The organism is Westiellopsis prolifica IICB1 (assembly GCF_004323185.1).
Lineage (GTDB): Bacteria > Cyanobacteriota > Cyanobacteriia > Cyanobacteriales > Nostocaceae > Pelatocladus > Pelatocladus prolificus_A.
The window spans coordinates 370,219-382,308 of the sequence record NZ_NAPS01000002.1 but is presented as its reverse complement, the minus strand read 5'-3'; the positions used below and the strand labels follow the sequence as shown (position 1 = coordinate 382,308).

Annotated in this window: 9 protein-coding genes; 2 read left to right on the top strand and 7 right to left on the bottom strand. The window is 41.1% G+C overall.

The window, feature by feature from the left end; translation table 11 throughout:
* Positions 1 to 206: 206 nt before the first annotated feature.
* A complete protein-coding gene (gene remA / locus B4U84_RS15870; RefSeq protein WP_009459091.1) occupies positions 207 to 473 on the bottom strand; it encodes an extracellular matrix/biofilm regulator RemA in 267 nt (88 codons plus the stop codon).
* Between the two features lie 711 nt (positions 474 to 1,184).
* Between remA and B4U84_RS15865 the strand changes: the two genes are divergently transcribed.
* On the top strand, positions 1,185 to 2,552 hold the full coding sequence (locus B4U84_RS15865) for a serine hydrolase (protein WP_131119366.1): 1,368 nt from the start codon (positions 1,185 to 1,187) through the stop codon (positions 2,550 to 2,552).
* A gap of 79 nt (positions 2,553 to 2,631) precedes the next feature.
* Here the strand turns inward: B4U84_RS15865 and mraY are convergent, their stop codons facing one another.
* Together mraY and B4U84_RS15855 are read right to left on the bottom strand one after the other, a co-directional pair.
* Positions 2,632 to 3,732 carry a phospho-N-acetylmuramoyl-pentapeptide-transferase gene (gene mraY, locus B4U84_RS15860; RefSeq protein ID WP_131119364.1) on the bottom strand — a complete coding sequence of 367 codons (1,101 nt, stop codon included), beginning with the start codon at positions 3,730 to 3,732 and terminating at the stop codon, positions 2,632 to 2,634.
* A gap of 94 nt (positions 3,733 to 3,826) precedes the next feature.
* Positions 3,827 to 4,069 carry a DUF3134 domain-containing protein gene (locus B4U84_RS15855; RefSeq protein WP_017310081.1) on the bottom strand — a complete coding sequence of 81 codons (243 nt, stop codon included), beginning with the start codon at positions 4,067 to 4,069 and terminating at the stop codon, positions 3,827 to 3,829.
* A 524-nt stretch (positions 4,070 to 4,593) separates the two neighbouring features.
* On the opposite strand from B4U84_RS15855, the gene B4U84_RS15850 reads away from it, so the two are divergent.
* The gene (locus B4U84_RS15850) at positions 4,594 to 5,178 is read left to right on the top strand and encodes a PAP/fibrillin family protein (protein WP_131119362.1); all 585 of its coding nucleotides are present in this window, start codon (positions 4,594 to 4,596) and stop codon (positions 5,176 to 5,178) included.
* Between the two features lie 241 nt (positions 5,179 to 5,419).
* Here B4U84_RS15850 and clpB read toward each other — a convergent pair whose 3' ends face one another.
* The 4 genes from clpB to B4U84_RS15820 form a co-directional block, all read right to left on the bottom strand.
* Positions 5,420 to 8,092: an ATP-dependent chaperone ClpB gene (gene clpB, locus B4U84_RS15840; RefSeq protein WP_131119358.1), complete on the bottom strand. Its 2,673-nt coding sequence runs from the start codon at positions 8,090 to 8,092 to the stop codon at positions 5,420 to 5,422.
* Positions 8,093 to 8,563: 471 nt separating this feature from the next.
* Positions 8,564 to 10,285 (bottom strand): iron uptake porin, encoded by a 1,722-nt coding sequence (locus B4U84_RS15830; protein WP_131119354.1) that lies wholly within the window; start codon positions 10,283 to 10,285, stop codon positions 8,564 to 8,566.
* A gap of 29 nt (positions 10,286 to 10,314) precedes the next feature.
* Positions 10,315 to 10,746, bottom strand: a complete 432-nt coding sequence (gloA, locus tag B4U84_RS15825; RefSeq protein ID WP_131119352.1) for a lactoylglutathione lyase — start codon at positions 10,744 to 10,746, stop codon at positions 10,315 to 10,317.
* Positions 10,747 to 11,026: 280 nt separating this feature from the next.
* On the bottom strand, positions 11,027 to 11,653 hold the full coding sequence (locus tag B4U84_RS15820; RefSeq protein ID WP_131119351.1) for a 4Fe-4S single cluster domain-containing protein: 627 nt from the start codon (positions 11,651 to 11,653) through the stop codon (positions 11,027 to 11,029).
* Positions 11,654 to 12,090: the final 437 nt, after the last annotated feature.

Sequence of the window (12,090 nt, the reverse complement as noted above, 5' to 3'; positions counted from 1 at the left end):
TCATGGCTCGCCCGCAAGTGGGGCGAAACAAATCCTCAATTGACTTTTTCTAATCCTCAAATCTTTCCTTGCGAGGAATCTACCTAAAATCCAAAATCAATCTGACTAACAGATTTTGTAGTCTGAATGACATAAAATTTGTCTATTTCACATGTTACTGCTGCTATGGCGCAAATAGGAGTAGGAATTTCCACCAACTCCTGATGTTAGTTATCCACCGCCTGATGCTCGCGGGAAACTACGAAACGATTCGCTACTGTTTCCGGTTGAATCGCCGAAAGGATAACATGGCTGGAATCAGTAATAATTACAGCCCTGGTACGCCGACCGTAGGTTGCATCGATAAGTTGACCTCTATCACGTGCATCCGTAATGATCCGTTTAATAGGGGCAGACTCTGGACTGACAATGGCAACTACTCGGTTGGCGGACACAATATTACCGAAACCGATGTTGATTAACTGAATGTCCATAAAAAAAACTTACACCAACTGTGGTGTGAGAAGCCTAATTAGATTATTTCCCATGTTATCCCCAAAAAATAGCAGTTACAACGCTTAATTTCACCTCAGCTACTGTTTTTTAAGAAAAAATGCTTTTTTAGCAATTTTTTATATCAATTAACTAAATATCTGCCTAAAGATATATGCGGATTTATCAAGATCAAGCTATTTGCTGCATATGGCTTTTGAGAGCAAAAACTAGGTGTTAAGAGCGCTACGCGAAATTAAAAATTGAAAATCCCAAAAGCCCGAAATCAGGTTTTTTTAGTTGATTTCAGATAGTATCTTTATTCTCATAGTGCCGCATTTCATAACTAGATATGAGAATTGAATAATTTATCTTTTTGATACAAGAATATCATAAATGTAGTTACTAACAGCAATTAATAAAATCATTATTGTAAGGTGTTTTTTCATAAAATTCGATTTGGAAAATTCGAGAAAAAAACTTATTTTCCTTAGCCTGTATATCTTTTCGTCTCCTAACCTTATCTGAGATGAGGATAGCAGGTTATTAAAATTTGTAATCAATATGAATAAACTATTTTAATTTTATGTGATTTAGTGTCACTAGCAAGGAATTATGAATTGTTTTATACTGCTTGTTTTTGGTAATATAATTACGCTTGTTGTTGTAACTATAAGTTGCAAACTATATCTATACACAAGCCAAAAATAAGTATGCACAAATCGCCCCAATACAAGGTTTCATCTCAGCAAATCTCGGCTGTTAGCTTCATTGCCAGATTTAATACTCCAACCGTGAGAATGACTATCCCGTTTGTGCTAGCAGGTGCTTTGATGATTAAGTACGTAACTACACAGTCTGCAAGAACATCTGCTGCACAACCATTAAATTCACTTAATAGTGATGCTTCAGGCTCTATTTTGATTGCTGCAAAGTCATCGACTCAACAATTATTTCAAAATAGTACAAAATTACCAAACTCAGTTTTGTTTCCTGCAACATCATCTACTCAAAAAACATTAAAATTACGTACTCTTCCCCCACCACGTCCTAATTGGGCGATCGCCAAAGGAATGCCAATTCCTTATCGTCTTCCCGGCAAAGAAAATACACAAGTTGCCTATAATCTCGACACACCCCCAGATTTCAAACATAGCCAAGAATTGCAAAAAATTGTTAATCAAGTTGTTAACCTTGCCGCTGCTAAAGGTCTGCCTAAAAAGCCTTTATCAATTACATTAATCGATGCCAAAACCGGTGAAACAGCAGGATACCAGCAAAATACACCCAGATATCCTGCTAGTGTCGTGAAGACGTTTTGGATGGCAGTTTTATATTCCCAGATCGAGAGTGGAGTTTGGAAAAAAGAGGAAGACTTTACTCCTTATATTGCCAAGATGATTAAGGAGTCTGATAATGAAGCTGCTAGCTATATTGTTGATCAAATTACAGCTACACGTTCTCAACCAAGACTAAAGAGTGAAAAATTTAAGAATTGGAAAGATAAACGTGAACAAGTAACCAGATTTTTCCGCGATGCTGGCTATAAGCGGATTAATATAAGTCAAAAAACTTTTCCACTTTATTACCTCAATCTTCCAGAACCCAGAGGTAGTGAATCACAAATATTAGGAAAATCTACTTGGAATCCGAATCAAATTACAAGCAAACAAGCAGCCAGATTAATGTACGAAATTTGTTACCTGAAAACGGCTGTTTCTCAAGAAGCGAGCCAAAAAATGTGTGGGTGGCTAGAAAGAGATTTAAATCCCAAAGCTTGGCAAAATCCAAATTTATATGCTTTCAATCCTGTACGAGGTTTTTTAGGTCAGTCTTTATCTAAGACTAATGTTAGTTTTCATTCTAAGGCTGGTTGGACTTCTCGCTCTCGTGCAGAAATGGCAATGGTTTCCACAGGAAATGAGAAAACAACTTATATTTTAACTGTGTTTGGTCACAGTCCTGCATACTCAAATAGTGTGGATATCTTTCCCCAAATTTCTCGTCTTGTTTACAAACGCATGAGTGATCGCGATGCTAAACCCGAATTGAAACCGATCGCTCTTTCCAATTCCAATTAATTATTTATATTTTGCTTTCAAACAAATAACCTCCTCTGTATGAGGAGGTTATTTATTGTGATTATATGCGTTTCAAATCTCAGAACTTGGCGATCGCCAAACAGATGACAGCTAAAATTGCACTGATCATGTAAAACACGGCGACTACTTGTAGTTCTGACCAACCTGAAAGTTCAAGGTGATGGTGTAGCGGAGCCATTTTAAACAAACGTTTACCTTTACCATCAGGGCCTTTAGTTGCTTTGTAGTAGCTAACTTGCGCCATTACAGACAGGGTTTCTACAAAAAAGATGCCACTGAGAATAAACAATGCTACTAGACTGTTAGTTAGCAGTCCCACAGCAGCTAAGGCTCCTCCCAAGGCCAGAGAACCTGTATCTCCCATAAAAACACGAGCTGGGTTGCGGTTGTGTCCCAAAAAGCCTAAGCAACCACCGCTTAAAGCAGCGCAAAAAATCATCAGTTCCGGTGAAGTGGAACCAACCAGCGCTCCCAAAGCTAGTAATGCGATCGCAACTGTTCCTGCGGCTAATCCATCAATTCCATCTGTTAAGTTGGTAGCGTTACTTTCTGCTACTAATACAAAACCCGCCAGAGGCCAGAATAGCAAGCCTAAAGGTAAAGACAAGCCAAAGGGTAAAGCTAAATTTGTGATGTTAGAAGGTTGATTAAAAAACATCCAAACACAGAACAGAACTGCAAAGCCAATCTGTAGAGCAAGCTTCATGCGAGGAGAAATACCCTTGTTGGACTTGCGGCGCAAAATTTGCCAGTCGTCGATCCAGCCAATTAATCCATAACCTAGCGTTAATGCCGAAACTGCTAGTACTTTTGTATCAAAGTTTGATAATATACAAGCACCTATCACTCCGACAGGAACAAAAAAGATACCACCCATTGTTGGTGTACCTGCCTTTTTTAAGTGAGCTTGAGGGCCGTCTTCGCGAATGATTTGCCCTGTTTTGAGTGCTTGCAGCATTGGCACGACAAAAAAGCCCACGGCTGCTGAAATTACAGCGCATAATAGAAATGGCAAGGTAAGGGAAGTGCTAGTCCATGGCAATCTATTTGCCATGTCATCCAAAATTAGTGTTGCCACACTTAACCCTATACCTAAAACCGAAACTAAACCTATGCCAGAAATGTTCAACCTCTGGTCAGGAGATAATTTAGCGTCCACGGATATTTCCCCTCACTCCACACTTGTACGACAGATGAACAATAGGGACTCGTTAAGCTCTTGACTGTTTAATCTTTTGTAATCTTCAAGTTGATTACTCTTCGTCTGGAACTATATCATCATCGTCATCAAAGTCATAATCGGCAATACCATCATCAGCACCCAAAAATTCCGAAATTTCTTCTTCGTTATCTTCTCCAAGCTCTTGCTCTTGGGTATCACGTGCGATCAGGCGGCCATTATTCTGCAACCAATCCAAAAGAGAGGATTCTTGCTTTAATGGTATTACAGTAGCACGTTGAGTACGAGGTTCTTCACGTAATGGGGAATTTAGCATATCAGACTTTAGATACAAGGAGAGCTATTATAGCTTGACATTAAGAGTCTATCACTTGATACGAAAGATTTTAGTTGATCATTCAACCAGTTACTTTCAAAATCCGACAACTTTTTTGTTTTTACTATCAATAAAGTAAATACTGATAGTTACTTTATGGTTGAGCATCTTGCAAAAGTAATAATTGCTAACTCGTTAGGAGCGTCATTTGTCATTTGTCCTACCCTTACGGGTAGGCGCGTAAGCGACTTCTGCAAGTAGCCGAAGAAGGCGCGTCTATGTTATTAGTAAGCGTTTGGGCAATTTTATATTTCTTAACATAGTTATGTTTATTTTTGCCTACTTACTTAAGTATTTTTGGCTAAAGCATCAGGAGTAAGGGAAAGGAAAAATCTATTCCTTTAATCTTTTATATTTCTCTTTTCCTGGCTTATGCGAAAACCTTATTTGTACGACGCAATACACAAAGACAGCAACTTCTTGTTGTTCTGGATTGAGACTAATACTGTTTTAGGTGACAGGCGATGTTCACAAAAGCGACTTTATTAGAAGCTATTGCTGGTAAAAATCGTGGTCTTTTGGCAAGCGAACAAGATAGACAAGCTATTTTGATGGCGATCGCCAATCTCGAAGACCTTAATCCCACACCACGCCCGGTGGAAGCTGGCGATTTACTTGATGGTAATTGGCGACTTCTTTATACCACCAGTAAGGCACTTTTGAATCTTGATCGCTTCCCTTTGTATAAACTGGGACAAATTTATCAATGTATTCGTGTTAAAACTAACAGCGTTTACAACATTGCTGAAATTTATGGTTTACCTTTTCTTGAAGGTATAGTTAGCGTCGCTGCCAAATTTGAACCAGTTTCAGGTCGTCGTGTCCAAGTGAAATTTGAGCGATCAATACTTGGCTTCCAACGTTTAATAGACTACAAGTCTCCAGACAAATATATCCAACAAATAGAAGGTGGTCAAAAATTTACTGCTATTGATTTTTCTCTCAACAGCAACGAACAACAAGGCTGGTTGGATATCACTTACTTAGATAGCGAACTACGAATTGGCAGGGGTAACGAGGGTAGTGTATTTGTTTTGACCAAAGCATAAGTTGACAAAAAATTTTTCTTTGCGACTGAAGGATATTCCATGATTCAGTCTTTGTCAAGGAGGGTATGACACCTTTTTGGGCATTGGGGATGGGGCATTGGGGATGGGGCATTGGGCATTGGGCATTGGGCATTGGGCATTGGTATTCTCCTTTGTCTCCCTGCTCCCTGCTCCCCACACTCCCAGACGCGATTCATCGCGTCTCTACATTACTCCCCCCCTGTTCCCCGATCCCTTTTAACTATGCTTCGCGGGATGCTTCCAGGATGTAGGAGTTGGTATTTTCTGGTACTGGTATTTGCACTACCTTTTTTTTACTAAAGGTTAAGTCGTGATCTGCCTTATCAATGACAATTGTGTCCCCACTAATAAAGGTATTCTCTAAAATTTTGGTAGCGATCGCATTCTCTACTTCTCTTTGAATTGCCCGTTTAATCGGACGGGCGCCGTAAACTGGGTCGTATCCGACTTCTACTAAGTAATCACACGCCGCAGGAGATATTTCTAAAGAGATTTTTTGCTCTCTTAAGAGGTTTTCTACCCGTTTGAGTTGAATAAGTACGATTTGGCGCATTTCGCTGCGATTGAGGGCATGGAAGATAATTAAATCATCAATGCGGTTGAGAAATTCGGGGCGGAAGTGCGATCGCAAAGCATCCATTACCCGATTTCGCATTTTCTCATACTGGGAGTCATCACTAGAAACATCCAAGATGTGTTCGCTACCAATATTACTTGTCATGACAATCACAGTATTGCGAAAATCAACGGTTCGCCCTTGGCTATCCGTGATTCTACCGTCATCAAGTACTTGTAGTAAAATATTAAATACATCGGGGTGGGCTTTTTCCACTTCATCCAGCAGTACCACCGAATAGGGACGACGGCGAATCACTTCCGACAGTTGACCGCCTTCTTCGTAACCCACGTATCCTGGAGGCGCACCGACTAACCGAGAAACCGAGTGTTTCTCCATATACTCAGACATATCCAACCGCACTAGCGCATCATCGGAATCAAACAGAAACTGGGCTAAAGCACGGGCGAGTTCGGTTTTCCCAACTCCTGTGGGTCCCATGAATAAAAATGATCCGATGGGGCGACCAGGATCTTTCATCCCAGCACGGGCGCGACGAATAGCAGCAGCAACAGTTGAGACAGCTTCCTGTTGTCCGATGACTCTTTCGTGCAGATGGTGTTCGAGTTTAAGTAATTTCTGGCGTTCTGACTCCAACAAACTATTGACGGGAATTCCTGTCCATTTGGCGACGATTTCAGCAATATCAGCTTCAGTCACTTGTTCCCGCAACAGGGTTTTACCTTGACTCTGAATTTTCAGGAGTTCAGTTTCTTTCGCCTCGCGCTCGCGTTGTACTCCTTCCAATTTGCCATACTTTAATTGGGCAGCTTTATTTAAATCGTAAGCCCGTTCTGCTTGTTCTATTTGTACCCGTAATTTTTCTTCTTCTTGCTTCAAGGCGCTAATCGCCTCTAATAATTGCTTTTCACCTTGCCATTGTCCGTTCAAATCTTGCTGTCTGGCGGTTAAATTGCTGATTTCTAGCTCAATTCGCTCTAAACGCTCTTTGGTTTGCGGTACAGCTTTCTCTTCTCCCGCCAAGGATAGCTTTTCCATTTCTAGCTGCATCAGGCGACGATCAATATTTTCCAATTCTGCTGGTTTAGAGGTAATCTCCATTTTCAGCTGGGCGGCGGCTTCGTCTACTAAATCAATGGCTTTATCTGGCAGAAAGCGGTCATTAATATACCTAGCTGAAAGTGTAGCAGCTGCCACCAACGCTGAGTCTGATATTTTAACATTGTGGTGGACTTCGTAACGTTCTTTGAGTCCGCGCAGGATAGAAATAGTATTTTCCACACTGGGCTGATCAACAAATACTTGTTGAAAACGCCGTTCTAAGGCTGCATCTTTTTCAATGTATTTACGATACTCATCCAAAGTAGTAGCACCAATACACCGTAGTTCTCCTCGTGCCAACATTGGTTTGAGCAAATTGCCGGCGTCCATTGAGCCTTGTTGTCCGGAACCCGCGCCCACAACGGTGTGTAGCTCATCAATGAATAAGACAATTTGACCATTGGATTCAGTAACTTCCCGGAGAACTGATTTGAGACGGTCTTCAAACTCACCTCTGTATTTGGCTCCAGCAATCAAACTACCCATATCCAGGGCAATAAGTTGGCGATTTTTCAGAGATTCCGGGACATCACCATTGATAATACGTTGTGCTAAAGCTTCTGCGATCGCAGTTTTACCAACTCCTGGTTCACCAATCAAGACCGGGTTATTTTTACTACGCCGAGATAATACCTGAATCACTCGCCGAATTTCGTCATCTCGTCCAATGACCGGGTCAAGTTTTCCAGCTTTTGCCTGTTCTGTCAAGTCTCTACCGAATTTTTGCAAAGCTTCATAGCGAGATTCGGGATTTTGGTCTGTCACTTTTTGGCTACCACGAACTACTTTAATAGTAGATTCCAACTTGGCAGAATCTAGATTAAAGTTTTTGACAATCCGTCGCCCAATACGTTCATCTTCCACAAAAGCCAGCAACATATGTTCTACAGAGATGTAAGAATCCTTCATCCGGACTCTTGCTTCTTCGGCTAAATCTAACAGAGTATCTAAAGAGCGCCCTAAGTAAAGCTGATCGCTTCTGCCAACTTTGGGCTGACGCCGGATATAATCTTCTAGTTGCTGTAGCAAACGGTTAGCATCTACACCAGCACGATTCAGAATTCGTGCTGCTAACCCATTTTCTTGTTGTAATAGAGCAATTATTAAATGTTCTACATCTAATTGCTGTTGTTGATAAGCACGTACTATATCCTGAGATTTGACAATTCCTTCCCAAGCTTTATCTGTAAATTTATCTGGATCTGTAGGCTGCATCTTTACAATTTTAGATTTTAGATTTTAGATTTTGGATTTTAAACTACTACGGACATAATAAGTATGTCGGCACAAATGTAGAGACGTGCCATGGCACGTCTGATACTATTTAGGGTCGTCATTGGTCATTTGTCATTGGTCATTTGTAAGGGTTTCCAATGCATTTACTTTTCGTAATATAGTTAAGTTTATTTTCATCTATTTATTCTTAAATGATTATCCCAGCATGATTTGCTGCCATCCGCTTGTATCTACGGTTGCAGATTTTAGGGATTGGGGATCGGGGATTCTCCAGAGGAGACGCTTCGCGTAGACGCGTCAGCGGCTTCTCATAGAGTACGGGGATTGGGGATCGCGGATCGGGGACAAGGAAATGAGGGGAGAGAGGGGAGGACAAGGAAGAATTATTTAACAAGTCTGCTCCCTGCTCCCTGCTCCCTGCTCCCTGCTCCCTGCTCCCCGATCCCCAATTTAAAATGAGAATACACTTCTAAGGGTAGTTTGCCAAATAGTACCGTTAGAACTGTCGTTATCGGCGTTTGTTACTAGTGAAAAAGTTGGGGTGATACTGAGATTGTCACTAAGTTGGAGATTATAGAAAGCTTCATAATTTGTCTGAGTTGCGTTTCCTAAATCTTCGCTGACAAAAGGTTGACCGATCGCCACACCCGCAACTGTACCAGGAAGCAAGAGGTTACGGAAACCCACACCTATAGCCCATGTCACTGGATGTAAATCTAAATCCTCATCAATGGCGGTATTATATCCATTGTAGTTACCAAATCCGAAGCGTCCAAAAATGCCTGCATTCCGGTTGAGGTTATACTCGGCATTCACGCCAAAGGCATTAATATCTGTGTTATTAATCAGAGCATTTGTATATTGCAGTCTCAAGGCTAGTTTGTCGCTGGGCGAGTATTCAACTTCTACGCTGGCTTGATAGCGATCGCCAAACAAACCCCCTTCTGTGCTGGTAGAATTTGGTTGGTCAGCATCGGCAGCAATGTAAAGCGATCGCAGTGTAAATTCACCATCACCAGGGTTCCACTGCACAGCAGCACCTGCACCCCCATTGCGATCAACTTGATTTTGGACAATCAGAGGATTATTTAGAAAGAAGCTAGAACTAAAATCAACTGCTTCGTTATTAGCATATTTATTACGATCAATAAAATCTCGTGGTGACATTTTTGCACCTACTGTCACCGCTACATCTTGGGAAGGGCGAAAAGTATAGTGTAAGCGTCTCAACTTGAGATCAGAGTCTACTTCTACATAATCAAGTCCACCACCATTGGCGATTAAACCAGTGGTTCCTAGCAAGTTATCATCGTCTTGTTGTGCCAAATCTATCGCATCACCGCCATTGTTACCAGCTTCTAGTTGAGTCACAAGTACGTCTTGTTGATTAAAGCTAGTAGATAGGGTTAAGCGCGTACGAGAAATTACAGTTTTATTAGCATCACTACCATCACTCAAAGCAATAATCGCTTCACCATGTAGTTTGGTAGTCGTAGAAAATTGATGTGCTTGTAATTCGCTGTTGCGTGCTTCTAATTTATCCACACGTTGGTTTAAATCATCCAAAGCCGAACGAAATTCTTTTTGCAATCGCCGTAAGACAACCATGTCTTCGCGGATTAAGCGATCGCTCATCGTCTGGGCAATAGTATCATATACCTTATCTAAGGTAGCTGCTAGAGCTACAGCAAACTCATAACGGCTGATGGGTCGATTACCACGAAAAGTGCCATCTGTGTAACCAGAGATGACACCATATTTTTCTATCAGTGATTTTAGTGCTTGATAAGCCCAGTCTGTGGGTTTAACATCAGACAATTCTGAGACAGAGGTTTGCTGTGTTAGTAAATCAGAATTGACGCCCAGACTACCAAGCGATTTATTTTTTACTGACGAATTAGAGTTGGCGATCGCGGAAAACTCTGTTTGCCAAGTACTATTATCAGTATCTGGAGGTAATACTTCCACTTTTTGATTTGTGGGTATATTAACCTCTGGCATCGCCGCTTGTAGACTTGAGTCAGGGTTTTGAGTTTCTAGTGGCTGTTGAAGTTCCAGAGAATTCGCCCTTGAGGGTAAGTAAGTGTGGGTAAAAATACCCCAACCGACTAAACCCCCTGCTAAGATTTTTGGCGAATCAATCCTCCATGGTCGGTATTGCTTGACGCTCAATTCTATACTCCCGCAATTCTGTCTCAGAATTACTGAGTTACAAGTTTTTGTTCTTCCTGTTTGGCAGTAGAACCTTGAGTACCCAGTTGAATCAGTTCTACTTTATACCCATCTGGGTCTTCTACAAAAGCAATGACCGTAGAACCATGTTTCATTGGCCCTGGTTCTCGTACTACCTTCCCACCACGTTTTTTAATTTCTTCACACCTAGCATAAATATCATCGACTCCGATGGCTATGTGACCGTAGCCATTACCCAAATCATACTTATCCACGCCCCAGTTATAAGTTAATTCAATAACTGTGTGGTCGCTTTCCTCACCATAACCAATAAAAGCCAGAGTAAATTCTCCCCCTGGATAATCTTTTTGGCGCAGCAATTTCATTCCTAAAATTTCACAATAGAACTTCAGCGATTCTTCCAAATTGCCAACACGCAGCATTGTGTGTAGAAGTCGCATAACTATCTCCGGTTGTGGTGATTGGTCGTGATTGTTCTCTAAATATTCTAAACTGCCAAGCGTTTACGTGTTGTCAAAACAAGTTGTCGTTATGACACAACTTATTGTCGTTACGACACAACTTGTTGTCGTTATGACACAACTTATTGTCGTTACGACACAACTTGTTGTCGTTATGACACAACTTATTGTCGTTATGACACAACTTGTTGTCGTTAGATCACAACTTGTTGTCGTAACGACACAACTTGTTGCTGTGCCAAACCTATCTCCTAATCTCCTAATCTCCCAATTCCAATTTTCCCCGGTAGCCAGTTACAAGTCGGCTACCATCTTTAAAAATATGAATTTCGATTTGATCGCTTGCCCAAGAAATGTTATCTTGCAAAGCTGGATTGAAAACGTGAACCCGTTGATTACTAGATGAAACAGGAGAATCGGGTGAGTTTAGCGCTAGTGATTGAATGTAGGGACCATCAATAAGTATATCTAACTGGTCTAATAATTCTTGAGAGCCAGCAGGAGCGTATTCAGATTGTAATTGCTCTAAAGTAAAACCAGTAAATGACATGACGTTGAGTCCAGCTGCTTTAACTTTGCGGGCTACACTTGCCAAGGTCGCTGCTTGCCAAAAGGGTTCGCCACCAGAAAAAGTCACACCTTGATTGCGGGAATTACTGAGAATTTTTTCTGCCAGATAATCTATAGTTACAAGTTGATTAATCTCAAATGACCAAGATTCTGTATTAAAGCAACCTGGACATTCTCGCAAGCATCCTTGTACCCAAACTACAGCACGACATCCAGGGCCATTCACTTCAGATTCATCTACATAGCCCATAATGTTAAGATATCCGGCAGGAATCTCCATAAGTGACATGTATGAGTCGGTTTTATTTTGAGTCATAGTTTTTTATCTGTAAAGAATGTATATACGTCAGTTAAGTATTAATATTTCGGAAACTGCACCGAGTCTTTTTCGACATGCAACTGCGGTTGACAGAGTACTACTTGCAAGCTACAGGTAAAAGATGAGGAACTCGTGAGGGATGGGCATGGGGCATAGAGAATTGGGCATTGGTTATGGTTAACAATTACTAACAACTAACAACCAATAAGCAATAAGCAACTATGAACTATTTTTAAATTTATCGATGTGCATCTATGTTGAACTGTGGTTTGAGACACAGAAACTGAAGGACTGGGAACTACGATAGATTCTGCTTGAGTTACGTTATACCCAATCCTCAATCCTCAATCCCTAACCCCTAAAATCTTCATTAATCTCTCCCTCAAGCATCTCCCAACATCCTATGCTAGATAGTCGAGCCAGCCACTGTGAGT

Bases quoted from the DNA above. Each gene is read 5' to 3' on its own strand.
- B4U84_RS15850 (WP_131119362.1), top strand. From the start codon at position 4,594: ATGTTCACAAAAGCGACTTTATTAGAAGCTATTGCTGGTAAAAATCGT.
- B4U84_RS15820 (WP_131119351.1), bottom strand. From the start codon at position 11,653: ATGACTCAAAATAAAACCGACTCATACATGTCACTTATGGAGATTCCT.
- remA (WP_009459091.1), bottom strand. From the start codon at position 473: ATGGACATTCAGTTAATCAACATCGGTTTCGGTAATATTGTGTCCGCC.
- B4U84_RS15855 (WP_017310081.1), bottom strand. From the start codon at position 4,069: ATGCTAAATTCCCCATTACGTGAAGAACCTCGTACTCAACGTGCTACT.
- clpB (WP_131119358.1), bottom strand. From the start codon at position 8,092: ATGCAGCCTACAGATCCAGATAAATTTACAGATAAAGCTTGGGAAGGA.
- B4U84_RS15865 (WP_131119366.1), top strand. From the start codon at position 1,185: ATGCACAAATCGCCCCAATACAAGGTTTCATCTCAGCAAATCTCGGCT.
- gloA (WP_131119352.1), bottom strand. From the start codon at position 10,746: ATGCGACTTCTACACACAATGCTGCGTGTTGGCAATTTGGAAGAATCG.